General features: G+C 76.9%; 22 protein-coding genes and 1 tRNA gene. 13 read left to right on the top strand and 10 right to left on the bottom strand.

Annotation, left to right across the window (positions count from 1 at the left end):
• Positions 1–40: 40 nt before the first annotated feature.
• Positions 41–1,852 carry a DUF4012 domain-containing protein gene (locus tag ACRYMN_RS03260; protein WP_432491927.1) on the bottom strand — a complete coding sequence of 604 codons (1,812 nt, stop codon included), beginning with the start codon at positions 1,850–1,852 and terminating at the stop codon, positions 41–43.
• 154 nt (positions 1,853–2,006) lie between these two features.
• Here ACRYMN_RS03260 and mfd point away from each other — a divergent pair, with 154 nt between their 5' ends.
• Positions 2,007–5,624: a transcription-repair coupling factor gene (gene mfd, locus ACRYMN_RS03255; protein ID WP_432491925.1), complete on the top strand. Its 3,618-nt coding sequence runs from the start codon at positions 2,007–2,009 to the stop codon at positions 5,622–5,624.
• A gap of 532 nt (positions 5,625–6,156) precedes the next feature.
• Here the strand turns inward: mfd and ACRYMN_RS03250 are convergent.
• The 3 genes from ACRYMN_RS03250 to ACRYMN_RS03240 all read right to left on the bottom strand — a co-directional run bounded on the left by ACRYMN_RS03250 (position 6,157) and on the right by ACRYMN_RS03240 (position 7,528).
• Entirely contained in the window at positions 6,157–6,630 is a 474-nt protein-coding gene (locus ACRYMN_RS03250) for a transposase (RefSeq protein ID WP_432492080.1), read from the bottom strand.
• A gap of 2 nt (positions 6,631–6,632) precedes the next feature.
• Positions 6,633–6,914, bottom strand: coding sequence for a transposase (locus ACRYMN_RS03245; protein ID WP_432491923.1), 282 nt, complete (start codon positions 6,912–6,914; stop codon positions 6,633–6,635).
• Between the two features lie 80 nt (positions 6,915–6,994).
• The gene (locus ACRYMN_RS03240; protein ID WP_432491921.1) at positions 6,995–7,528 is read right to left on the bottom strand and encodes a Uma2 family endonuclease; all 534 of its coding nucleotides are present in this window, start codon (positions 7,526–7,528) and stop codon (positions 6,995–6,997) included.
• Positions 7,529–7,638: 110 nt separating this feature from the next.
• On the opposite strand from ACRYMN_RS03240, the gene ACRYMN_RS03235 reads away from it, so the two are divergent.
• The 12 genes from ACRYMN_RS03235 (at position 7,639) to ACRYMN_RS03180 (ending at position 17,199) form a co-directional block, all read left to right on the top strand.
• Positions 7,639–8,289 (top strand): nucleoside triphosphate pyrophosphohydrolase, encoded by a 651-nt coding sequence (locus ACRYMN_RS03235; protein WP_432491919.1) that lies wholly within the window; start codon positions 7,639–7,641, stop codon positions 8,287–8,289.
• Positions 8,290–8,418: 129 nt separating this feature from the next.
• On the top strand, positions 8,419–9,381 hold the full coding sequence (locus ACRYMN_RS03230; protein WP_432491917.1) for an ROK family protein: 963 nt from the start codon (positions 8,419–8,421) through the stop codon (positions 9,379–9,381).
• Positions 9,382–9,458: 77 nt separating this feature from the next.
• Positions 9,459–10,754, top strand: a complete 1,296-nt coding sequence (eno, locus tag ACRYMN_RS03225) for a phosphopyruvate hydratase (protein ID WP_432491915.1) — start codon at positions 9,459–9,461, stop codon at positions 10,752–10,754.
• Positions 10,755–10,789: 35 nt separating this feature from the next.
• Entirely contained in the window at positions 10,790–11,398 is a 609-nt protein-coding gene (locus ACRYMN_RS03220; RefSeq protein ID WP_432491913.1) for an FtsB family cell division protein, read from the top strand.
• Positions 11,395–11,997 carry a DUF501 domain-containing protein gene (locus ACRYMN_RS03215; RefSeq protein WP_432491911.1) on the top strand — a complete coding sequence of 201 codons (603 nt, stop codon included), beginning with the start codon at positions 11,395–11,397 and terminating at the stop codon, positions 11,995–11,997. The genes ACRYMN_RS03220 and ACRYMN_RS03215 overlap by 4 nt, the downstream gene beginning before the upstream one ends.
• Before the next feature lie 5 nt (positions 11,998–12,002).
• Positions 12,003–12,971: a Ppx/GppA phosphatase family protein gene (locus tag ACRYMN_RS03210; RefSeq protein WP_432492078.1), complete on the top strand. Its 969-nt coding sequence runs from the start codon at positions 12,003–12,005 to the stop codon at positions 12,969–12,971.
• A 77-nt stretch (positions 12,972–13,048) separates the two neighbouring features.
• On the top strand, positions 13,049–13,492 hold the full coding sequence (locus ACRYMN_RS03205) for an SRPBCC family protein (RefSeq protein ID WP_432491909.1): 444 nt from the start codon (positions 13,049–13,051) through the stop codon (positions 13,490–13,492).
• Between the two features lie 10 nt (positions 13,493–13,502).
• Complete coding sequence (locus ACRYMN_RS03200) at positions 13,503–14,375, top strand: uracil-DNA glycosylase (RefSeq protein WP_432491907.1); 873 nt, start codon at positions 13,503–13,505, stop codon at positions 14,373–14,375.
• A 44-nt stretch (positions 14,376–14,419) separates the two neighbouring features.
• Positions 14,420–14,503, top strand: a tRNA-Leu gene (locus ACRYMN_RS03195).
• 95 nt (positions 14,504–14,598) lie between these two features.
• Positions 14,599–15,411, top strand: a complete 813-nt coding sequence (locus ACRYMN_RS03190) for a Bax inhibitor-1/YccA family protein (protein ID WP_432491905.1) — start codon at positions 14,599–14,601, stop codon at positions 15,409–15,411.
• A 68-nt stretch (positions 15,412–15,479) separates the two neighbouring features.
• The gene (locus tag ACRYMN_RS03185; RefSeq protein WP_432491903.1) at positions 15,480–15,791 is read left to right on the top strand and encodes a hypothetical protein; all 312 of its coding nucleotides are present in this window, start codon (positions 15,480–15,482) and stop codon (positions 15,789–15,791) included.
• 43 nt (positions 15,792–15,834) lie between these two features.
• Positions 15,835–17,199, top strand: coding sequence for a cystathionine beta-synthase (locus ACRYMN_RS03180; protein WP_432491901.1), 1,365 nt, complete (start codon positions 15,835–15,837; stop codon positions 17,197–17,199).
• Positions 17,200–17,290: 91 nt separating this feature from the next.
• On the opposite strand, the gene ACRYMN_RS03175 is transcribed toward ACRYMN_RS03180, so the two are convergent.
• The 6 genes from ACRYMN_RS03175 to ACRYMN_RS03150 all read right to left on the bottom strand — a co-directional run bounded on the left by ACRYMN_RS03175 (position 17,291) and on the right by ACRYMN_RS03150 (position 23,670).
• Positions 17,291–18,541, bottom strand: a complete 1,251-nt coding sequence (locus ACRYMN_RS03175) for an ABC transporter permease (protein ID WP_432491899.1) — start codon at positions 18,539–18,541, stop codon at positions 17,291–17,293.
• On the bottom strand, positions 18,538–19,266 hold the full coding sequence (locus ACRYMN_RS03170) for an ABC transporter ATP-binding protein (protein WP_432491897.1): 729 nt from the start codon (positions 19,264–19,266) through the stop codon (positions 18,538–18,540). The genes ACRYMN_RS03175 and ACRYMN_RS03170 overlap by 4 nt, the downstream gene beginning before the upstream one ends.
• A 1-nt stretch (position 19,267) precedes the next feature.
• Complete coding sequence (locus tag ACRYMN_RS03165) at positions 19,268–20,332, bottom strand: efflux RND transporter periplasmic adaptor subunit (protein ID WP_432491895.1); 1,065 nt, start codon at positions 20,330–20,332, stop codon at positions 19,268–19,270.
• A gap of 163 nt (positions 20,333–20,495) precedes the next feature.
• The gene (locus tag ACRYMN_RS03160) at positions 20,496–21,578 is read right to left on the bottom strand and encodes a hypothetical protein (RefSeq protein WP_432491893.1); all 1,083 of its coding nucleotides are present in this window, start codon (positions 21,576–21,578) and stop codon (positions 20,496–20,498) included.
• Complete coding sequence (locus ACRYMN_RS03155) at positions 21,575–22,906, bottom strand: hypothetical protein (protein ID WP_432491891.1); 1,332 nt, start codon at positions 22,904–22,906, stop codon at positions 21,575–21,577. Before ACRYMN_RS03155 ends, ACRYMN_RS03160 begins: the two co-directional genes overlap by 4 nt.
• Positions 22,903–23,670, bottom strand: a complete 768-nt coding sequence (locus ACRYMN_RS03150) for a response regulator transcription factor (protein WP_432491889.1) — start codon at positions 23,668–23,670, stop codon at positions 22,903–22,905. Before ACRYMN_RS03150 ends, ACRYMN_RS03155 begins: the two co-directional genes overlap by 4 nt.
• Positions 23,671–23,854: the final 184 nt, after the last annotated feature.

Genomic DNA, 23,854 nt, shown 5'->3' with positions numbered 1-23,854 from the left:
GGTGGGTCACTAGAGGTATGGCTCCCGTAGCGCCGGCGGGTCAGCCGGTCGCTCCGCAGGGCACCGGGCGCACGACCGGCTCCGCCACCGTCGCCGGCGGCTGCACCTCGCGCGGCAGCAGCTCCGCCGGCCCCTCCAGGCGCCAGGCCACCTCCACGGGCACCCCCGGCGGCAGGACGACCTCCAGGCGCACCAGCAGCCAGCCGCGCTCGACCCCGGCGGCCACCGCCACGGGCCGGCCGTCCACCTCCGCGCCGGCCACCGCCACCCCGGCCGGCAGGTGCAGCGAGACCAGCGTCACCGCCGTGCGCCGCCCCGGCTCCCCGCGCACGCCGGCGTGGGCCATGTAGTCGGGCACCTCCTGCGGCACCGGGTTGACCAGCCGCAGCGACAGCCGCGAGGTCGCCCGGCCGCCGCCGGCCGGGCACGCGGCGCCGACGCCCACCTCCGCGCGCGTCCAGTAGTTCAGCTTCGAGGGGTCGGCGTTGGTCAGCCCCACGCGCGCCCACGGCCGTTGCGGGCCCAGGTCCCCGGCCACCCCGGCCGCCACGAGCGCCTCCTGCTCCGGCGCCCGGCTGCTCCACAGCGCCAGGTGCCCGGTGCGCACCGCCTCGGCGGCCCCGCGCAGCGTGCCCTCGCCCACCCCGTCGGCGAGCACCGCCTCGAACGCGGCCGCCGAGGCGGTGGACAGGAACGCCTTGCGCGCGTCCTGGTCGCCCTCGAAGCGCACGTACGCCTCGTGCATGAGGACGTCGGGCAGGTCGGCCGGGGCCACCCGCCCGAAGCCGGCCAGGTCCAGCGGCTCGTGCTCGTGGAGCATGTGCGCCAGCCCCACCGGGTCCACCAGCGCCACCGCGTCGGGGGCCGTGCCGCCCGCGTCGACCCACAGGGCGCTCAGCAGCCGGGCGGCGTCGGCCGCCTCCGCCCCCAGGGTGACGTTCTGCACGCGCCCGGCCTCGTCGCCGTACAGCCCGAGGTACTCCGCGCCCAGCGCCGAGACGTCCGCGCGCGCGGCGTAGAGGTCGGAGTCGGTGCCGGTGCGCTCCAGCACCAGGCGCCCGTCCTCCAGGCGCAGCAGCGCGTAGGCGCCCACGATGCCCTGGGTGGTGCGGATCTCGGCCGGGTTGGTGAAGCCCACCAGGTACGTGCGCGGGCCGTCGCCGCCGAGCATGCCCGGCAGGGCCGGCACCACCGCCGCCGCGGTGCCCGCGCCCCGCGCGACCCGCTCCAGCTGCTCGCCCACCGGGTCCAGGCGCTCGCGCAGCGGGGCGGCCAGGTCCCCGGCGCGCGCCTCGCCCACCAGCCGGTCGGCGACCCGCGCGCGCACGGCCAGGTCCTGCACGAGGGGCGCGGCGCGCCGCAGCGCGGCCACGTCCACGCTGCGCCCGGCGTCCACGACGCCACCGCCGAGCAGGTCCTCGGCCACCGGCAGCAGCTGCGGCAGCGGCTCGCTGAGCAGGGCCGCGGCCGTGCCGGCGGCGCGCACGGCGCGCAGCTGGTCGCCCACCCACGGCACCCGCTCGGCCAGGCGGCAGGGCCACTGCCCGCTGGCGCGCGCCGCCACCCGCGCGTCCCGGCGCAACCGGGCGGCCACGGGTGCCGCCTCCGCGAAGCGCTGCTCGCGCACCTCGCGCACCAGCACCGGCGCGCTCTGCGCCACGCGCTCCAGGGAGCGGGCCGCCCGGTAGCCGCTGACGGCCACGGCCACCGCCTCCGCCAGCAGCAGCACGGCCAGCGCGCCCAGCAGCAGCGCCAGCCGGCGGCGCCAGCTCCCCCCGCCCGCGCGGTGCCGCCGGCGCCGCGGGTCCTCGGGGGTGGGTGCGCCCGGGACCGGGCTCGTCTCGGGGAGCACCGGCGAGAGTGTAGGGCGGCCCCCCGCGCCGGGGGCGCCGCGCGCCCGGCGGGTCGCGCGCCCGGCGCAGGGCCGTCGGGGCCCGCGCTCGGCGGGGCGGCGTCGGGACCCGGACGTAGGCTGGGCACCTCCCCCCTCGACCCCCGGAGTGTTCGTGAGCCTCACCGGCCTGCTCGACGTCCTGCGCACCGAGCCCGCCGTCCGCGCGGCCGTGGAGACCGCGCGCGAGGGCGCCGGCCAGGCCCTCGACGTCGTCGCCCCCGCCGGGGTGCGCCCGGCCCTGCTGGCGGCGCTGGCCGCCGAGCGGCCGCTGCTGGTGGTCACCGCCACCGGCCGCGAGTGCGAGGACCTGGCCACCTGGTTGCGCTGCTACCTGCCGCAGCACGCCGTGGCGGAGTTCCCCGCCTGGGAGACGCTGCCGCACGAGCGGCTGTCCCCGCGCAGCGACACCGTCGCCCAGCGCCTGTCCGTGCTGCGCCGCCTGGCCCACCCGGCCGAGGGCGACGCGGCCGCCGGGCCGGTGCGCGTGGTCGTCGCGCCGGTGCGCGCGGTGCTGCAGCCGCTGGTGAAGGGCCTGGCCGACCTGGAGCCGGTGCGGCTGCGCCCGGGCGACGAGGTGGGCCTGGACGACGTCGTGCAGGCCCTGGTGGGCGCCGCCTACGCGCGCGTGGACATGGTCGAGCGGCGCGGGGAGTTCGCCGTGCGCGGCGGCATCCTCGACGTCTTCCCGCCCACCCGCCCGCACCCGCTGCGCGTGGAGTTCTTCGGCGACGAGGTCGACGAGGTCCGCTCCTTCTCGGTGGCCGACCAGCGCAGCCTGGAGGCCGAGCCGGACGGGGTCTGGGCCCCGCCGTGCCGCGAGCTGCTGCTCACGCCGGCCGTGCGCGAGCGCGCCGCGGCGCTGCTGGGCGAGCACCCCGAGGCCGCCGAGGTCCTCTCCAAGATCGCCGAGGGCATCGCGGTGGAGGGCATGGAGTCCCTGGCCCCGGCCCTGGTGGACGGCATGGAGCCGCTGCTGGACGTCCTGCCGGCCGGCACGCACGTCGTGCTGGCCGACCCCGAGAAGGTGCGCGCCCGCGCCCACGACCTCGTGGCCACCGGCGCGGAGTTCCTCGAGGCGGCCTGGATGAACGCCTCCGTCGGCGGCGCCGCGCCCGTCGACCTCGGCGCCTCCTCGTTCTGGACCTTCGCGCAGGTGCGCGCGCACGCGGAGGCGACGGGGCGGCCGTGGTGGTCGATCACCTCGCTGACCGCCGACGAGGACCTGCGCGACCTGGAGGACGTGCGCGTCCTGCGCGTGGGCGCGCGCGACGTCGTCGGCTACCGCGGCGAGACGGAGAAGGCGCTCGCGGACCTGCGCGAGCTGGCCGGGGCCGGCTGGCGCATCGTCGTGACCACCGAGGGGCACGGGCCCGCCAAGCGGCTCGTCGAGGTCCTCTCCGGCGAGGACGTGCCCGCCCGCCTCGTCGACGACCTCGTCGAGGCGCCGGTGGAGTCGGTGGTCCTGGTCACCACCGCCGTCGTGGAGCACGGCTTCGTCGCCGAGGGGCTGCGCACCGCCCTGGTCACCGAGACCGACATCACCGGCGTGGGCGGGCAGTCCACCAAGGACATGCGCCGCATGGCCCCGCGCCGGCGGCGCAACGCCGTGGACCCGCTGACCCTGCGCCCGGGCGACTTCGTCGTGCACGAGCAGCACGGCATCGGGAAGTTCGTCGAGATGGTCCAGCGCACCGTGCAGGGCGCCACCCGCGAGTACCTCGTGCTGGAGTACGCCTCCAGCAAGCGCGGCCAGCCCGGCGACCGGCTGTTCGTGCCCACCGACACCCTCGACCAGGTCACCCGCTACACCGGCGGGGAGACCCCGACGCTGTCGAAGATGGGCGGCTCGGACTGGGCGAAGACGAAGTCGAAGGCGCGCAAGGCGGTCAAGCAGATCGCCGGCGACCTCATCAAGCTGTACTCCGCGCGCATGGCCACCAAGGGCCACGCCTTCGGCCCGGACACCCCGTGGCAGCGCGAGCTGGAGGACGCCTTCCCCTACGTGGAGACGCCCGACCAGCTCGCCAGCATCGAGGAGGTCAAGGCCGACATGATGAAGCCGGTCCCCATGGACCGCCTCATCTGCGGCGACGTCGGCTACGGCAAGACCGAGATCGCGCTGCGCGCGGCGTTCAAGGCCGTCCAGGACGGCAAGCAGGTCGCGGTGCTCGTGCCCACGACGCTGCTGGTGCAGCAGCACTTCAAGACCTTCGCCGAGCGGTACGCGCAGTTCCCCGTCTCGGTCAAGCCGCTCTCGCGCTTCACGCCGGGCGCGGAGGCGAAGGAGACGATCGCCGGCCTGGCCGACGGCTCCGTCGACGTCGTCATCGGCACCCACCGCCTGCTGTCCGGGGAGGTCAGGTTCAAGGACCTCGGCCTCGTCGTGGTCGACGAGGAGCAGCGCTTCGGCGTGGAGCACAAGGAGGCGCTGAAGACGCTGCGCACCAACGTGGACGTCCTGGCCATGAGCGCCACGCCCATCCCGCGCACCCTGGAGATGGCCGTGACCGGCATCCGGGAGATGTCCACGCTGGCCACCCCGCCGGAGGAGCGCCACCCCGTGCTGACGTACGTGGGCGGGCAGGAGGAGAAGCAGATCGCCGCCGCGATCCGCCGCGAGCTGCTGCGCGAGGGGCAGGTCTTCTACGTCCACAACCGCGTGCAGTCCATCGAGCGCACCGCCGCGCGGCTGAAGGAGCTGGTGCCCGAGGCGCGCATCGCCACCGCCCACGGGCAGATGGGCGAGCACCGCCTGGAGCAGGTCGTCGTCGACTTCTGGGAGAAGAAGTTCGACGTCCTCGTCTGCACGACCATCGTCGAGACCGGCCTGGACATCTCCAACGCCAACACCCTCGTCGTCGAGCGCGCCGACGCCATGGGCCTGTCCCAGCTGCACCAGCTGCGCGGGCGCGTGGGCCGCGGCCGCGAGCGCGCCTACGCGTACTTCACCTTCCCGCCGGAGAAGCCGCTCACCGAGACCGCCCACGATCGCCTGGCCACCATCGCCCAGCACACCGACCTCGGCTCCGGCATGGCGGTGGCGATCAAGGACCTGGAGATCCGCGGCGCGGGCAACATGCTCGGCGGGGAGCAGTCCGGCCACATCGCCGGCGTGGGCTTCGACCTCTACATGCGCATGGTCGCCGACGCGGTGGCCGACGTGCGCCGGCAGGTGCCCGGCGCGCAGGACGACGACGCCGAGCCGGAACCCACCGAGGTCAAGATCGAGCTGCCGGTGGACGCGCACCTGCCGCACGACTACGTGCCCAGCGAGCGGCTGCGCCTGGAGGCGTACCGGCGCCTGGCCGCCGCCGACTCCGAGCAGGACCTGGTGGACCTGCACGCCGAGCTCACCGACCGCTACGGCACCCCGCCGCAGCCGGTGCTGAACCTGCTGGAGGTCGCGAGGTTCCGCATCGCCGCGCGCCGCGTGGGCCTGCGCGAGGTCTCCCTGCAGGGCAAGCAGGTGCGCTTCGCTCCGGTCGACCTGCCCGAGTCGCGCGAGCTGCGCCTGAAGCGCCTGTACCCCGGCACGGTCCTCAAGCCGGCGCTGTCGGTGGCGCTCGTGCCCGCGCCGATGACGGCGCGCGTGGGCGGCAAGCCGCTGCGCGACGCCGAGATCCTGGCGTGGGCGGCGGAGTTCTTGAACGCGGTGCTGCTGGAGCAGCCCGCCTCTGTCGCGGCCGCGGGGGCGCGCTTGTCCGCAACCCGGCCGAGTTCTCGCGCATAGTTCTGGAGCTTGGTCAGGCAGTACGCGGCAATCGCTCCGCGGTACTTCGGGGCTAGGAAGGGTCCAGAGCGCCAGGTGTACTCCAGGCAGAGGACGTCCTCGGGCGTATCGGTGGAGTTGTCCGGGATCAGGGGACAGAATTCAAGCTCGACCTCCGGAGCGACCTTCTCGGCCTCCAGGTCAGTCTCCGGCAGGAAGAGCTGCACTGCCTCGGCGGTCGCCGCGTTCAGCGCCTTGTCGGCGCCGCCTGTGAACCCCATTTCTGCGAGTAGCTGGAAGGCTGCTTGTGAAGTCGTGGCAGGTGTCCCGCGGGTCTCGTGGATTGCCGCCTGGTTTCCTGCCAGGAACCGGCCCAGGTCCGATCGACCTAGGTTTCTTGCCATAGTAGACTCGCCAGGGAGGCTCAGACCCAGCTCAGTCGAGGCGTCGACGACCTTCTGTGGGCCGAAGCGGCGGAGGATGCCGATGGAGGCGCTTGGTGGCAGACGGAACGCGCGGGCGTCCAATTGCAGGATGCTCTGAGAGACTGATTTCAAAGGGTGCGGGTGAGTCGTCGCAGCATCATGCGTGAGTAGGCGATCTGCATCATCGCCACCGCCGACGTGATGGTCCGCTCGTAGTCGCGGGCCAAGCGGCGTGCGCGGGCGATCCGTGCGAAGAAGCGCTCCACGACCCAGCGCCGAGGCAGCACCGTGAACCCGGTGCTGCCTGGGCGGCGGGAGATGACCACGACCTGCAGCCCCAGGCGGTGGGCATGGTCGGTGAAGGCCTTCTCGAAGCCTTGGTCGCACCAGATCGCCCGGACGCTGGGGAACTGCGCGGCGATCGAGTCCAGCAGAGCGATACTGCCGGCGTTGTCGCTGACGTCGGCGCCGGTGACCGTGACGTCGACGAGGTTGCCTTCGACATCGACGGCGGCGAAACGCTTACGGCCGCTGACCTTCTTGCCCGCATCGAAGCCCCGCTGGGGCCCGCCCTCGGCGCTCTTGACCGACTGGGGGTCGATGATCAGCGCGCTCGGAGCAGCGCTGCGCGTTCTCCCAGGCGATCACCGGTGCGGACCTCATCGGCCAGGCGCTCGAAGGAGCCGTCATGGGCCAGCTCGCGCTTCCAGCCCAGGAAGGTCTGCCAGGCGGGGAAGTCGTGGGGCAGAGCCCGCCAGTTCGTGCTGTTGTCGGTGACGTAGAAGATCGCGTTGAGGACTTCACGCAGATCCGCGCGAGGGCGTCCAGGCTTGCCGGCCGGTGGCGGCAGCAGGGGCTGCACGATCTGCCACTCGGCATCGGTCAAGTCCGAAGGGTAGCTATGGCGGGGTGGTGCGGTCACCGCGGCAGCATGCCGCACCACCCTTTGAAACCAGTCTCTAAGCGCTACGTCGTCGTCTCCGCCGTCGCCGGCAGCAGGGTGCCCAGGTCCATGACGATGCTCGTCGGGCCGACGTCGAGCGGGACGGCGGGTTCGCCGTCCCGCAGCACTCGGTCGGCGCGGAACACGCCGCTGTCGTCAAGCACGTGGACAGACAGGGTCCGCTCGCGGGGGTCGACGATCCAGTAGCGGGGCAGGTCGGCCGCGGCGTACTTGGCCATCTTCAGCAGCAGGTCGTCGCTGCGGTTGGTGGACAGGATCTCGACGACCAGCGTGGGGGTGCCGGTGAACCGCTTCGTCCCCGTCTCGTCGCCTCGGGCCCACACCATGACGTCCGGGACGAACTCGTCCTTCCTCGGCTTCCACGCCCAAGCGAAGGTGACGCGGTGGGTAGGGGGGAGCACGTCGCGCAGTCGGCTCACGAGGTCGAACGAGATGTCCTGGTGGTGCAGGTCCGGGCTCGGGGTCACGACGGCCACACCGTCGATGTACTCACGGCGTGGGTCCTCCGGAAGCGCCTCGTACTCGTCCCAGGTCATGGGTTCACCAGCGGGGAGCGGTGTGGTCACCGACATCGCGCTCGCCTCCTCCGGGTCCTGACGCAGTCTAGGTTGCGAGTCCGCTGCGGTGCACTCGTATCGTGCGGCCCATGACGGAGTCCGTGCCCGGCCACCGCCTGCTCGAGCTCGTGGCCGTCATGGACCGGCTGCGCTCGCCCGGCGGGTGCCCCTGGGACGCGCGCCAGACGCACGCCTCGCTGCTGCGGTACCTGGTGGAGGAGAGCTACGAGGTCGTCGACGCGGTGGAGAACGGCACCCGCGAGGAGCTGCGCGACGAGCTCGGCGACCTGCTGCTGCAGGTCGTCTTCCACGCCCGCGTCGCCGCCGAGGACCCCGCCGAGGGCTTCGACGTCGACGACGTCGCCGACGCGATCGTCGCCAAGCTGGTGCGCCGGCACCCGCACGTCTTCGACGGGGAGGTGGCCGCGGAGGACCTGCAGGCGCGCTGGGACGCCATCAAGGCCAGCGAGAAGCCGCGCGGGTCCGTCCTGGACGGCGTCCCGCTGCAGCTGCCGGCGCTCGCGCGCGCCGACAAGGTCCTCGGCCGCCTGCAGCGCGCCGGCCTGGCCGAGCCGGCCGCCGCCCCGGAGGGCCTGGACGAGGAGGCGGTGGGGGAGCGGCTGCTGGAGCTGGTGCGCACCGCGCACGCGGCCGGGGTGGACCCGGAGGCGGCGCTGCGCACGGCGACGCGGCGCCTCGAGCGCGCCGCCCGCGAGGACGAGCGCGCGGCGCGGGCCTGAGCCCGCCGGGGTCCCAGCCCGCCGGCGTCCCAGCCCGCCGGGGTCCCAGCCCGCCGGGGTCCCAGCCCGCCGGGGTCCCAGCCGGCCGCGGTCCCAGCCCGCCGGGGCGCGGCCGGTAGCGTCGCGCCCGTGACGACGACGCACGTCCTCGCCCTCGACGTCGGCGGCACCAAGATCGCCGCCGGCCTGGTCTCGAGCACCGGGGAGGTGCGCGCCGAGCGCGAGGTGCCCACGGACGCCACCGGCACCGCCGCCGTCGCCGCGGCGCTGGACGGGCTGGTCGACGCGGTGCTCGCCGACGCCGCCGCGGCGGGGGTGGAGCTCGCCGACGTCGCCGACGTCGTGGGGATCGGCTCGGCCGGGCCCGTGGACACCGCCGCCGGTGCGGTGCACCCGGTGAACATCCCCTCCCTGCGCGGCTTCCCGCTCGTGGAGGCCGTGGCGGAGCGCGCCGGGCGCGCGCTGGGCCGGCGCGCGCACGCGGTGCTGGCGCAGGACGGGCAGTGCTTCGCGGCCGCCGAGCAGTGGGTCGGCGCCGCCGCGGGCGCCCCGGCGGTGCTCGGCGTGGTGGTCTCCACCGGCATCGGCGGCGGGGTCGTGCTCGACGGGCGCGTGCTCGTCGGCAGGAGCGGCAACGCCGGCTTCCTCAGCCACGTCGGCGTCGTGCTCGACGGCGAGCGCCTGCCCGGCTCGGGGGCGCTGGGCGTGGTGGAGGCCTACGCCTCGGGCCCGGCGATGGTGCGCGCGGCGCAGGCGCGCGGCTGGCGCGCCGGCGAGCGCGCCGACGCGCGGGCGCTGACCGCCGACGCCGCCGCCGGCGAGCCGGTGCCCGTGGCGGTGCTCGCCGCGGGCACCCGGGCGCTGGCCTCGGCGTTCGTCTCCGCCGCCGCCCTGCTCGACCTGAGCGACGTCGTCGTCGGCGGCGGGGTGGCCGCCTCCGGGGAGGTGCTCATGGCGCCGCTGCGCGCCGCCTACGCGGAGCTGGCGGTGCACCCGCACCTGGCCGGCGTGCGGCTGAGCGCCTCGCGCCTGCCGCGCGGCTCGGGCCTGGTCGGCGCGGGCCGGCTGGGCTGGCAGGTCCTCGCCGGGTGAACCCCCCGGACCGCCCGCGGGGCACCCACTAGGCTCGCTGCGACCGAACAGCGGACAGCCGAGCAGTAGGAGTGCGCGTGGCCACCATCGAGGCCGTCGGAGCTCGCGAGATCCTGGATTCCCGCGGCAACCCCACCGTCGAGGTCGAGGTCCTCCTCGACGACGGGACCTTCGCCCGCGCGGCCGTGCCCTCGGGCGCGTCCACGGGCGCCCACGAGGCCGTCGAGCGCCGCGACGGCGACTCCGGCCGCTACGGCGGCAAGGGCGTCGAGCAGGCCGTCGAGGCCGTCATCGAGGAGGTCGGCCCGGCCCTGGTGGGCCACGACGCCCACGAGCAGCGCATCGTCGACCAGGCGATGCTCGACCTGGACGGCACCCCGAACAAGGGCCGCCTGGGCGCCAACGCCGTCCTGGGCGTCTCGCTGGCCGTGGCCAAGGCCGCCGCCTCCTCCGCCGACCTGCCCCTGTTCCGCTACCTGGGCGGGCCCAACGCGCACCTGCTGCCGGTGCCGATGATGAACATCGTCAACGGCGGCGCGCACGCCGACACCGGCGTCGCGATCCAGGAGTTCATGATCGCCCCCGTGGGCGCGGCGTCCTTCCGCGAGGCGCTGCGCTGGGGCGCGGAGACGTACCACGCGCTGAAGTCCGTGCTCAAGCAGCGCGGCCTGGCCACCGGCCTGGGCGACGAGGGCGGCTTCGCCCCCGACCTGCCCAGCAACAAGGACGCCCTGGACCTGATCGCCGAGGCGATCGGCAAGGCCGGCTTCACCCTGGGCAGCGACATCGCCCTGGCCCTGGACGTGGCGGCCACCGAGTTCGTCGCCGACGGCGGCTACGCCTTCGAGGGCTCGAACCGCTCCGCGGAGTGGATGACCGGCTACTACGAGGGCCTGGTCTCGGAGTACCCGCTGGTCTCCATCGAGGACCCGCTGGGCGAGGACGACTGGGCCGGCTGGCAGCACATCACCAGCGCCCTGGGCGACAAGGTCCAGCTCGTCGGCGACGACCTGTTCGTCACGAACCCCGAGCGCCTGCGCCGCGGCATCGACGAGTCCGCGGGCAACTCGATGCTGGTGAAGGTGAACCAGATCGGCTCGCTGACCGAGACGCTGGACGCCGTGGACCTGGCGCACCGCAACGGTTTCACCACGATGATGAGCCACCGCTCCGGCGAGACGGAGGACACCACCATCGCCGACCTCGCGGTCGCGGTGGGCTCCGGGCAGATCAAGACCGGCGCCCCGGCGCGCTCGGAGCGCGTGGCGAAGTACAACCAGCTGCTGCGCATCGAGGAGGAGCTGGACGACGCGGGCCGCTACGCCGGCACCTCCGCCTTCCCGCGCGCGGCGCGGATCACCGGGCGCGCCTGACGCGTTCCGGCCCGACCGCAGGAGAAGCTCTCCCCATGGCGTCGCGACGTCCCACCGCGCCCCGCACCGCCCGCCGCACGGCGGGGGGTGCGGGGCGCGGCCCGGGTTCCCCCCGCGCGCCCCGGACCCCGCGCCCGGCCGCTCGACCGGCCGCCGCGGCGCGCGGGCGCAGCAGCGCCACCGCCTCGGCCGCCGAACGCCGGCGCACCCGCGGGCCGCGGGCGCTGGTCCTCAGCGCCCTCGTGCTCGTGCTGGCCGTCTTCCTGCTGCCCAGCTGGCAGAAGTGGCTGGAGCAGCGCTCCGAGATCGGCCGGCTGGAGGCGCGCATCAGCCAGCAGCGCGAGGACCTGGCGGCCTCGCGCGAGCAGGTCGCCCGCTGGGACGACGACGCCTACGTCACCACCCAGGCGCGCGCCCGCCTGCGCTACGTCGTGCCCGGCGAGACGCCCTACTCCGTCGACGGCGGCCTCGACGCGGACGCGGTGGCCCCCGCGCAGGCGGCCGCCGCGGTGCCCAGGTCGTCGGCGGCCTGGTACGAGAACGTGTGGGAGTCGCTGCGCGTGGCCGGCACGCCGGGCGCCGCCGAGGCCACCACCCCCGGCATCACCGACGTGCCCGTCCCGGCCACCGGGGCGGGGCGGTGAGCGCTCCCGCGCACGAGCCGCCCAGCGAGGCCGACCTGCGCGGCATCGCCGAGCTGCTCGGCCGCGTCCCGCGCGGCGTCCTCGCCGTCGCGCACCGCTGCTCGTGCGGGCGCCCGGAGGTCGTCGAGACCGCGCCGCGGCTGCCCGACGGCACGCCGTTCCCCACCACCTTCTACCTCGTGGACCCCTTCGCCGCCGCCGCGATCAGCACGCTGGAGGCCTCCGGCCTGATGCGGGAGATGACCGCGCGCCTGGCCGGGGACCCGGCCCTGGCCGCCGCCCACGCCGCCGCCCACGAGGACTACCTGCGCCGGCGCGCCGCCCTCGGCGACGCCGACGTGCCCGAGATCGCCGGCGTGTCCGCCGGGGGGATGCCCGGGCGGGTCAAGTGCCTGCACGCGCTGGCCGCGCACGCCCTGGCCGCCGGCCCCGGCGTGAACCCCCTCGGCGACGAGACGCTCGAGCGGCTGCGCGCCCTGGGCGGCTGGCCCGCCACCTGCCCCCACGCGCACCTGGACGCGCCCGCCGCCGAGGAGCCCGCCGCCGAGGAGCCCGTCGCCGAGGAGCCCGTCGCACGCGGGGAGGGCACGGGGCGGTGAGCTCCGTGCGCGTGGCCGCGGTCGACTGCGGCACCAACTCCCTGCGCCTGCTCGTGGCCGACGTCGACCCGGTCGCCGGCACCCTCGTCGACGTCGAGCGCACCGTGCGCGTGGTGCGGCTGGGCCAGGGCGTGGACGCCACCGGGGCCTTCGCGCCCGAGGCGCTGGCGCGCACCTTCGCCGCCGTCGACGAGGCCGCCGCCGCCTGCCGCCGGCACGGCGTGGCGCCGGGCGCGGTGCGCTTCGTGGCCACCTCCGCCTCCCGCGACGCCTCCAACCGCGGGGAGTTCACCGCCGGGGTGCGCGAGCGCCTGGGCGTGGAGCCGGAGGTCGTCAGCGGCGCGGAGGAGGCCCGCCTGAGCTTCACCGGCGCCACCCGCGAGCTGCTGGGCGCGCTGCCCGGCCCCTTCCTCGTCGTCGACCTCGGCGGCGGCTCCACCGAGTTCGTCCTGGGCGAGCGCGAGCCGGGGGCCGCGCTGTCGGTGGACGTGGGCTCGGTGCGCCTGACGGAGCGGCACCTGCGCTCGGACCCGCCCTCGGCGGCCGAGGTGGCCGCCGCGCGCGCCGACGTCGACGCCGCCCTGGCCGTGGCCGCTCGCGCGGTGCCGCTGGAGCGCACCCGCACCCTGGTGGGCGTGGCCGGCACGGTCACGACGGTCAGCGCCGCCGCCCTGGACCTGCGCGCGTACGAGCCGGGCGTCCTGCACGGGGCCCGCCTGCCGCTGCCCGCGGTGCGCGCCGCGTGCGAGCGGCTGCTGCGCGCCGACCGGGCGCAGCGCGCGGCGATGCCCTTCGTGCACCCCGGGCGCGTGGACGTCATCGGCGCCGGCGCCCTGGTGTGGGACGCCGTGCTGGAGCACCTGGCCGCCGTGGCCGGGGTCGCCGAGGTCGTCACCAGCGAGCACGACATCCTCGACGGGGCGGCCTTCTCCGCCGCCGAGCGCGTGAGGGGCGCCCCCGCAGCGGCGGTGTGACGCAGCGCACGCGCACGGTCCCGCCTTCCTGTGCGTGCGCCGTGCGCGCGCTGCGGCGCCGCTGGCAGGGTGAGGGCATGAGCACCGTCAGCGCGACGACCACCCGGCGCATCGACGCCCCCGCCGAGCGGGTCCTGGCCGCCCTCGCCGACTACAGCGGCACCCGGCCCCGGCTGCTGCCGGACCGGTTCACCGACTACGAGGTGCTCTCCGGTGGCCAGGGACCGGGCACGCGGGTGCGCTGGCGGCTGCACGCGACGAAGAAGCGGGTGCGCGACGTCCTGGCCGACGTCACCGCCACCGACAAGCACGCGCTGGTGGAGACCGACCGCAACTCCTCGCTGGTGACGACCTGGCGGGTCGAGTCCGACGGCCCCGACGCCTCCGAGGTCGTCGTGACCAGCGAGTGGCAGGGCGCCGGCGGCGTGGGCGGCTTCTTCGAGCGCACCTTCGCCCCGCGCGGGCTCGACCGCGTCTACGGCGAGCTGCTGGACAACCTCGCCGTGGACGTCGCCCGCTGAACGCGGCCGCGTGAGCGGGCCGCTGCCGCACCCGGCCACGGGGGAGCCGTTCGCCTCCCCGGTGCCGCCGGGCACCGGCTGGCCCGGCGACCCCTCCCCGGCGGGCGCGCCGGTGGCGCACGACGCCGCCGCGGTGCGCGCGCTGGCCGCCGGCGCCGGCAGCGCCGCGGAGCTCGTCGCCCGCGCCTGCGTGTGCCGCGCCTGCCCGCGGCTGGTGGCCTGGCGCGAGGAGGTCGCCCGCACCCGCCGACGCGCGCACCGCGGCGAGCCGTACTGGGGCCGCCCGGTGCCCAGCCTGGGCGTGGACGCCCCGCGCGCGCTGGTGGTGGGCCTGGCCCCGGCAGCGCACGGCGGCAACCGCACCGGGCGGATGTTCACCGGCGACAGCTCCGGGGACTGGATCGTCGCCGCGCTGCACCGCGCGGGCCTGGCCTCGCGGCCCGTCTCCGAGCACGCCGCCGACGGCCTGGAGCTGATCGGCACCCGCATCGTCTCGCCGGTGCGCTGCGCCCCGCCGGACAACCGCCCCAGCACCGCCGAGCGCGACACCTGCGCGGGCTGGCTGGACGCCGAGCTGGCGCTGCTGGCCCCGCACCTGCGCGCCGTGCTGGCGCTGGGCGCCTTCGCGTGGGCGGCGGCCCTGAGCGCGGCCCGGCGCGCCGGCTGGGCGGTGCCGCGCCCGCAGCCGCGCTTCGGGCACGGCGCCGAGGCCGTGCTGGGCGCGCCGGGCGGCCCGGTGCACCTGGTGGGCAGCTACCACGTCAGCCGGCAGAACACGGCCACCGGCCGGCTGACCGCCCCCATGCTCGACGCGGCCGTCGGCCGCCTGGCCGAGCTCAGCGGGGCGGGGGCCGCGGCGCAGGGCGGGGCCGGGGGCGCCTGAGCGGCCGGCGGGCGCGGTGCTGGCTACCCTGGCGCCGCACCCCAGCCCGGGTGGCGTAACTGGCAGGCGCACGGGGCTTAAACCCCCGGGCCGTTCGCGGCGTGCGGGTTCGAGTCCCGTCCCGGGTACCGCGGGGCCCCCGCGCCGGCGGGGGCCCCGGTGCGGGAACGCGCGCGCCCGCCCGCGCGTTGGACCGGCAACGACACGCCCCCCGGAGGGAGCCATGCAGAGCAAGAACCCGGTCTTCGCCCGGAACGACGAGTTCCGCCGCGGCGGCTACGCGACGTTCGACGCCCCGTCGTCGAGCCGTCCGCCCGTGGACGCCGACGCGCGCACGCTGGAGGACTGGTACCGCAAGCCGTCCGCCACGGCCGAGCAGTCCCGGCGGATGACCCTGGACGACGTCGTGGTGCGCACCGCGATGCTCTTCGTCGTCCTGGTGCTCGGCGCGGCCGGTGCCTGGTTCGCGAACGTGGGGCTGCCCCTGGCGCTGGGCGCCGCGCTCGTCGGCTTCGTGCTGGCGATGTGGGCGCAGCTGTCCCGCAAGGTGCGCCCCGGCGTGATGTTCGCCTACGCGGCCGTGGAGGGCGTCTTCGTGGGGGCCATCTCCCACGCGTACTCCACCCTCTACGACGGCATCGTCGGGCAGGCGGTCCTGGGCACCCTGGGCGCCTTCGCCGCCATGCTGGTCGCCTACAAGACGGGCATCGTCCGCAACAGCCCGCGCTTCACGAAGGTCCTGACCATCGCGGGCCTGGGCTACCTGGTCTTCGGCCTGGTCAACCTGGCCTTCTCGGCGTTCGGCGGCACCAGCGTCTACTCCGGCGGCGGCCTGCTGCCGGTGCTGGTCAGCGGCTTCGGCGTCGTGCTGGCCTCGCTGTTCCTGGTCCTGGACTTCGACTACGTCGAGCAGGGCGTGCGCAACGGCCTGCCGGTGCGCGAGTCCTGGCGCGCGGCCTTCGGGCTGGTCGTCACCCTGGTGTGGCTGTACCTGGAGATCCTGCGCCTGGTCGCCATCCTGCGCGGCGACGACTGAACGACCACCCGCTGAGCGGCGACCCGCTCGGCGAGCACGACGAGCTCGGCGCGCCGGCCCCCGGGGCCGTGCGCGCCGAGCTCTCGCGCGTGCTGGGGGTGCAGGTCGAGCGCGTGCGCACCACCGCGCTGTCCCAGCTGGAGCGCGCCCGCGAGGGCGCGCCGGCCCCGCGCGCTGAGCTGGTGCGCCGCGCCGCCCAGCGCCTGGCCGACGTCGCCGCCGACGCCGAGGGGCGCGCGCGCCGGCCGCTGCCGCACCTGGCGCTGCACGGGCTGGGCGACCAGCTCGCCGTCACCGGCGCCGACGTCCTCGCCCACGGCGACCCCCCGGCGCTGGCCGCGGCCCTCGAGGTGGTCCTGGAGCTGCGCCGCGGGCTGTGAGCCGCGGGCCGCCGGGCCCGGTGCGGTGGGGGAGGATGGGCCCATGCGCTACGCCGAGTCCGTCGTCGACCTCGTGGGCGGGACACCGCTCGTCAAGCTCAACCGCGTCACCGAGGGCCTGGCCTGCACGGTCCTGGCGAAGGTGGAGTACCTCAACCCCGGCGGCTCCGTGAAGGACCGCGTGGCCACCCGCATGGTCGACGCGGCCGAGGCCGAGGGCGCCCTGAAGCCGGGCGGCACGATCGTGGAGCCCACCAGCGGCAACACCGGCGTGGGCCTGGCCCTGGTGGCGCAGCAGCGCGGCTACAAGTGCGTCTTCGTCTGCCCCGACAAGGTGGGCGCCGACAAGCGCAACGTGCTCAAGGCGTACGGCGCGGAGGTCGTGGTGTGCCCTACGGCGGTGCCGCCGGAGGACCCGCAGTCGTACTACTCCGTCTCCGACCGCCTGGTGCGCGAGATCGAGGGCGCCTGGAAGCCGAACCAGTACGCCAACCCCAACGGCCCGCGCAGCCACTACGAGACCACCGGCCCGGAGATCTGGGCCGACACCGACGGGCGCGTGACGCACTTCGTCACCGGCGTGGGCACCGGCGGCACCATCACCGGCACCGGCCGCTACCTCAAGGAGCAGGGGCCGGTGCGCGTGGTCGGCGTGGACCCGGAGGGCTCGGTGTACTCCGGCGGCACCGGGCGCCCGTACCTGGTGGAGGGCGTGGGCGAGGACTTCTGGCCCAGCGCCTACGACCCCTCGGTGCCCGACGAGATCGTGGCCGTCTCCGACGCGGAGTCCTTCCTCATGACGCGCCGCCTGGCGCGCGAGGAGGGCCTGCTGGTGGGCGGCTCGTGCGGCATGGCGGTGGTCGGCGCCCTGCGCGTGGCCGAGCGCCTGGGCCCGGACGACGTCGTGGTCGTGCTGCTGCCCGACGGCGGCCGCGGCTACCTCGGCAAGATCTTCAACGACGACTGGATGGCCTCGTACGGCTTCCTGGACTCCTCCGAGGGCGGCACCGCCGGCGACGTGCTGCGCGCGAAGTCCACCGGCCTGCCGGCGCTGGTGCACACCCACCCCACCGAGACCGTCCACGACGTCATCGAGATCATGCGCGAGTTCGGGGTCTCGCAGCTGCCCGTCGTGGGCGCCGAGCCGCCCGTCATGGCCGGGGAGATCGCCGGCGCGGTCACCGAGCGCGACCTGCTGGACCGGCTCTTCACCGGGGTGGCGAAGATGTCCGACGCCGTCTCCTCGCACCTGGGCCCGGCGCTGCCGCTGGTGGGCGCGGGGCAGTCCGTGGAGGAGGCGCGCGAGGTGCTCGCCCGCGCCGACGCCGCCGTGGTCGTCGAGGACGGCAAGCCCTCCGGCGTCATCACCCGCCAGGACCTGCTGGCGTACCTGGCCACGCGCCACTGACGCGCCACTGACGCGCCGCTGACGCGCCGCTGACGCGCCGCTGACGCGCCCGGCCCTCGCGGGGGCCGGGCGCGCCCGGCAGCGGGCGGCGTCAATACCGGATCGCGTCGATGACCTTGGCGCGCACCGCCATGGTCGCCGGCACGACCCCGGCCAGCGCCCCCACCGCGGTGGCGGCCACCAGGCCCTCGACCGCCGCCGAGACCGGGAACGGCGGCACGTCCTGCAGGGGCACGCCCGCCGGCAGCAGCGCGACCAGCAGGTCCGGGACGTAGGAGAGCAGCGCCACCGACAGGGCCACCGCCAGCGCGCCGGCGACGAAGGTGGCCGCCACGCTCTCCAGCAGCACCGCGAAGAAGACCCGCCCGCCGGTGGCGCCGAAGCTGCGGCGCACGCCGATCTCGCGGATGCGCTGGCGCACCGTGACCAGCCCGACGTTGAGCACGCCGATGCCGCCGAGCACCAGGGCGAAGATCCCCACCCCCCGCACGCCGTAGGCCAGCACGAGGTCGACGACCTCCAGCGCCTCGCCGTCGTCGGAGCGCCAGGCGCTGATCGAGTACCCCGGCAGGGCCGCCTGCACCTCCGCCTGCAGCGCGGAGCTGAGGGCTTCGGCGTCCGCGTCGGGCACCCACAGCTCCAGGGTGGGCGGACCGCTGGTCGACGGGTCCACCAGGCCCCACGCCTGCGCGGCGGAGTTCAGCGCGTAGGCGCCCGGCGTCGTGCCGTCCGAGTACGGCACCTCCATGACGCCGACGACGGTGGCCGTCACGGGCCGGTCGCCGCCGAGGACGACGGTCCTGGGGGTGCGCTCGTCGAAGCCGCCGAGCAGGTCGGCGAAGGCCCGGTTGACCACCAGGCGCGGGGAGAAGGCCTGCTCGTCGCCGGCGTCGAGGAAGCGGCCCTGCTCGGCCACCGCGCGGTGCATGGTGCCGTAGCCGGGGTCGACGTAGGAGAAGGACACCAGCTGCGCGCCGGTGGGGAAGCGCACCGTCACCTGCGAGCCGCCCTGGGTGACGAAGCCGCGCCAGGCGACCTCGTGCCGGTCGGCGGCCTCGCGCAGCACCCGCGAGGTCAGCTCGGTGCTCTGCGGGGTGCTCGCGCCGTTGGGGTACGCGGACAGCTGCAGCGTCGCGGAGCGGCCCGACGCGCGCTCGCTGCTCTCCAGCGCCACCTGCCGGCCCATGCCGCCGACCGCGGTGATGCTCGTCATCGCGAAGACGGCCAGGAAGACGCCGACGAGCGAGAGCACCACGCGGGTGCGGTGCACGCGCACCTCGGACCACGCCTCGGTGACCGCGGCGACCGGCCCGAGCAGCCACCGCCCCGCCGCGCCCCTCACAGCGTCCCCCGGTGCGCGGTGGCCGCGGCGACGGCGTCGCCGGTAATCTCGCTGAGGACGCCGTGGTCGAGGCGGAAGCGCCGGTCGGCGCGGGCGGCCACGGACAGGTCGTGGGTGATGGTGACCAGGGTGGTGCCCTCGCGGCGCACCAGCTCCTCGAGCACGTCCATGACGGCCGAGCCGGTGTCCACGTCGAGCGCGCCGGTGGGCTCGTCGGCCAGCAGCACCCGGGGGCGGCGCACGAGGCTGCGCGCCAGCGCCACGCGCTGCTGCTCGCCGCCGGAGAGCTTCTCCGGCATCGTGTCCAGCCGCCCGCCCAGCCCGACGCGCTCGAGCATCTCCCGGGCGAGGCGCTTGCGGGTGAGGAACTCGCGCCCGGAGCCGTAGAGCAGGGGGGAGGCGACGTTCTCGGTGGCGGTGCGCCCGGGCAGCAGGTTGAACTGCTGGAAGACGAACCCGAAGGTCTCCCCGCGCAGGCGCGCGGTGCGCCGAGCGGACATCCCGGCCACGGGGCGCCCGTCGAGCAGGTACTCGCCGCTGGTGGGCGCGTCGAGCAGGCCCACGATGTTCAGCAGCGTCGACTTGCCCGACCCCGAGCGCCCCACGACGGCGACGTGCTCGCCGGCGGCCACCTCCAGGTCCACGCCGGTGAGGATGCGCAGGGTGGTGCCGTCCGGGAGCGGCACCGAGCGGCTGACCTGCCGCAGCGACAGCGCGGCGGTCACCTCAGAACCCCGTGCCCGGCGCCGCGAACGGGTCGGTGACCTGGTCGCTGCCGGGGGCGAACTGCAGGACCTGCGCGCCCTCGGTCAGGCCGCCGGTGACCTCCACGACGGTGCCGTCGGTCAGCCCGAGGGTCACCGGTGTCTCCACCTGCGCGCCGGTGCCGTCGACGACCCAGACGGTGCCGTCGTCCACGCGCCCGCGCACGGCGGTGACGGGCACCGTGAGCACGCCGGTGGCCGTGCCCGCGGTGACGTCGACGGTGGCCGACAGGCCCGGGAAGACCAGCACGTCGTCGGGCACCCGGCACGAGACGGTGGCCCCGGTGGCGGCCTGGGCGGGGTCGGCGTAGGGGTCGACGTAGCCGCCGGCGTAGGGGTCGGCCGGCTGCGGGGCGGCCGGGGCGCTCGCCTCGGGGGTGCCGGTGCGCAGGTCCGTGCACTCGAAGGTGCCGGGCCCGCCGGGCACGGTGACCTGCGCGGTGGTCGGCGGGGCCAGCAGGCGGAACTGCTGCTCCTGCGTCAGGGGCGCCGAGACGCTCAGGGTGCCGGGGGAGACGGTGGCCACTGCCTGCCCGACGGTGACCTCCTGCTGCGGCAGCACGTCCAGGGCCGTCAGGGTGCCCGGCCCGGTGGCGGTCACGGTCACGGTCACGGTGCGCGTGCGGGGGGCGGTGGGGACGGCGGGGGCGGCGGGTGCCGAGGGGTCCGCGGCGGGCGCCGGCGCGGCGGCCTGCTCCTCCACGGGCACCAGCACGGTGAACAGCGGGGTGCCCTCCTCCACCGCGTCGCCGACCTCGGCGCGCAGCCGCCCGACCTCGCCGGCCGCGGTGGACTTCACCGTGCTCGAGGGGTCGGCGCCGACCGTGCCGGTCAGCGAGACGGTGTTGACCACGTCGCCGCGCACCACCGGTGCGCTCGCCGGCTCCAGCACCGCCGAGGGGCTGGCCGCGGCTCCCTCCCGCACCCCCGCCGCGCGCCCGAAGGCCAGCCACAGCAGCGCCACCGCGATGGCGGCCCAGACCACCAGCCGCAGCGCGGGGAACACGATCGTGCGGAAGACGCCCACGCGCCCACCTCCGGACATCTCGCGGGGGCGCGCGCGGTGCGTCGAGGCGTGCCGGTGCCGTCGAGGAACCTCGCACCGATCCCCCGAGCGGTTCAGCGAGTCGAGGCGAACGTAGCAGCGCGCCCCCGCACCGCGGGCGGCTTCGCGCCGAACGGCGCGCCCCTCACGGGTGCGGGCGCAGCTCCGCCCACAGCGAGCCGCCCACCTCGTCGACGTCCACGTCGACCGCCAGCTGCGCGGGCAGGCGCGCGCCCAGCGCCCACGCCACGGCCGCGGTGGTGGCCGGGCTCGCCTCGACCGCCAGCGTCGCCACCCGCCCGTGCGGCGGCAGCCGCAGCGTGGCGGTGCCGTCGGCGCACAGCGGCAGCACCGCCGCCAGCACCCGGCGCACCCCGGCCAGGAACCGCTCGTCCCCCCCGCGCGCCGCGCGGTCGTCCACGACGTCCACGGTGCACCCGCGCGCGCGGGCCGCGCGCAGCCGGGCGCGCACCTCCTCGTCCAGCAGCGCCCGGGCGCGCAGGTCGTCGCGCAGCCGGCGCTCCACCCCGACCGCGGCGCGCGGCAGCTGCGCCCAGCCCGCCTCGTCGTGCGCGCCGGCGACGGCGACCTTCCGCAGCAGCGGCAGCGCCCCCTCGTCGAGGTCGGCGCGGCGCTGGCGGGCGCTGTCGGCGCGCGCGGCGGTGGCGGCGGTGGCCGCGGCCGCGCGCGCCGCCTGCGCCTCGTAGCGCTGCACCTCCCGCGCGGTGCGGTCCAGCAGCACCCGCACCCCCACCGAGGCGCTGAACCACAGCAGCGCCGGCTGGTTCAGCGCCGCGATGCGCACCCACGGGTCGCTCGCGCCGGCGCGCAGCACGACGGCGGTGACGAGCGCGGCCGAGGCCAGCTCCGCGGCCAGCGCGGGGCCGCGGCGCCGGCGCACCACCAGCGCGGCCACGAGCACCTGCGTGCCTCCGGGCCACCAGTTCGCGTACGTGCGCCAGGCCTCCACCGGCAGGAACGGCATGATCGCCAGACCCGAGAGGGGCACCACGGCCGCCGCCGCCCACGCCGCCGGGGCCCGCAGGGCCGTGGGGCCGCCGCGCAGCGGGCGCAGCACCAGCGCGGACGCCACCAGGACCGCCACCAGCGCCAGCGCCGCGAGCACCGGGGCGCGGCCCTGCCCGCGTCCCAGCACCGCCGGCAGCAGCGCGTGCGAGAGCAGCCACAGCGCCGCGCCGGTCGCGCAGGCGCGCTGCAGGTCGCTCACCGCCCGGCCGCCCCCCGCCCGGCGGGCTCGGGCGCGGAGCCCGGCGCGGTCGCGGCAGCGGGCGCGGAGCCGGTGGGCGCGATCGCGGAGCCGGCGGGCCCGGTGGGCCCGGTGGGCTCGGGCTCGCCGAGCAGCGGCACCGACAGCAGCGCGCACGTGCCGGTGCCGGGCCAGGAGCGCACGTGCGCCTCGCCGCCCACGGCCCGCACCCGCGCGCGCACCGAGACCGCCAGCCCCAGCCGCCAGGTGCCCGGGGCGTGCGCGACGAAGCCGACCCCGCCGTCGCGCACCTCCACCAGCAGCCGCGCGCCACCGCCGGCCCCGGCCGAGCCGCCGGACGCGACGGTCGCGCCGCTCGCCCCGGGCACCCCCGTCAGCCAGCCGCGCACCCGCACCGGCGGCGGCGGGTCGCCGGGCGCGGCGCCGTGGCGCACCGCGTTGCGCACCAGCTCCGCCGTCGCCGACAGCAGCGCCTCGGCGGCGTCGGGGTCCAGCGCGGCGCCGTGCGCCCCGCGCGGTCCGGCCAGCGCCGCCCCCGGGTGCAGCCGGCGCACCTCGCGCACCAGCGAGGCCCAGACCCGCTCGGCGGGCAGCGCCGCCCGTGGGCGCTCGCCCTCCACCCGCACCAGCGCCGTGCGCGCCGCGCGGCGCGCCTCGGCGCGGCTCGCGGCGTCCTGCGCCTGCGCGGTCGTCGACAGCGCCGCCAGCACGTCGTCGTGCACGATGGCGTCCCAGCGCGCGTTCTCCAGCTCCGCCGCGCCCGCCGCGGACTCGCGCACCGCCTCCTGCTCGGCGCGGCGGCGGGCCCGCTCCACGCTCGCGCCGGAGGAGCGCACCGCCGCCACCGCCACCCAGCACACGGGCACCACCACGAGCACCAGCAGCGCGTCCAGCACGAACGCCGACGGCGGCACCGCCCACGCCCCGTCGGCCTGCACGAGCGCGCGCAGCCCCACGTGCACCAGGCCCAGCACCATCGCCGCGCGCAGCCCGGCCGCCACCGCCCCGGCGCCCACGGTCAGCGGCGAGAGCGCCAGCACCCACGGCGCCTGCGCGAGCCGTCCGGACTGCACGAGCACCCACGTCAGCAGCGCGAGGTCGCCGGCGGCCACGAGCGCCCACGGCAGCCACGGGCGCGGGCGGCCGTGCGCGACCTGCGAGAGCAGCAGCACCAGCAGCGCCGCGTAGGTGGCCAGGACCGCGCCCGTCCAGGGCGCCGGGGCGCCGTCGCCGCCGGCGGCCAGGGCGGAGAGCACGCTGGGCACCAGCGACAGCACCGTCAGCGCCAGCACCAGGGCCACCAGGCGGTCGGCGCCCCGCGCGGTCACCGCTCGGCGGCCGGGTCGCCCGGCGCGGGACCGTCCGCCGCGGGGGGGCCGGGCGCAGCGGCCTGCGGGCCGCCCAGCGGGCTGAGCACCCCGTCCTCCACCGCCCGCCGGTACAGCTCCATGCGCGTGTACGCGGGCCGGTCCAGCGCGGCGTACTTCGCGCGGATGCGCTTGAGGTAGCTCTTGGCGGTCTCCAGCGTCACGCCCAGGCGCAGCGCCACCGAGCGCGCCGGCATCCCGCCGGCGTACAGCTCCAGCACGCGCCGCTCCTGCGGTGACAGGTGCCCGGCGAGGTCGGCGTCGACCTGCAGGGCGGCGGCCGTCTCCGCCGAGGGCAGCGTCTCGCCGTCGGCGACCGCGCGCAGGGCCTCGGCGAGCACCGCCACGGGCCGGTCCTTCAGCAGCACGCCCTGGGCGCCGGCGTGCAGGGCCTCGGAGGCCTCGGCGTGCTGGCGGCCCTCGGTGTAGACGAGCACGCGGGTGCCCGCGCCGAGCAGGGCGCCGACGTTGCCCGCCGGGCGCGAGCCGTCGCCCAGGCGCAGGTCCAGCAGGACCACCTCCGGCGACGGTGCGCCGGCCAGCTCGCGCAGCAGCCCGGGCACCGTCGGGGCCGTCGCCGTCAGCCGCACGCCGTGCCCGGCCAGCTCCACGCGCAGCCCGGTCAGCAGGGCCGGGTGGTCGTCCACCGCGGCCACGCTCAGGGGCGCCGCGGGCGCACCGCTCTGCGCGCCGGCCCGCTGGGCGGGACCGGGCGCGTCGGGCACGGGCGGCTTCTCCACTCGGGTGACCTCCTTCGGGAGGCGAAGCTTAGCCAGCCCTGAGAGCGTTCCCACCCACCGGCGCCACCGGCCGGGGGGGGGGGGGGGGGGGGGGGGGGGGGGGGGGGGGGGGGGGGGGGGGGGGGGGGGGGGGGGGGGGGGGGGGGGGGGGGGGGGGGGGGGGGGGCGG

Origin of the sequence: Kineococcus gypseus, assembly GCF_050871305.1 — a bacterium.
In the GTDB taxonomy this organism is placed as follows: Bacteria; Actinomycetota; Actinomycetes; order Actinomycetales; family Kineococcaceae; genus Kineococcus; species Kineococcus gypseus.
Note: the sequence above shows the minus strand (reverse complement) of the source record. Positions and strands in the feature narration are given on the sequence as shown.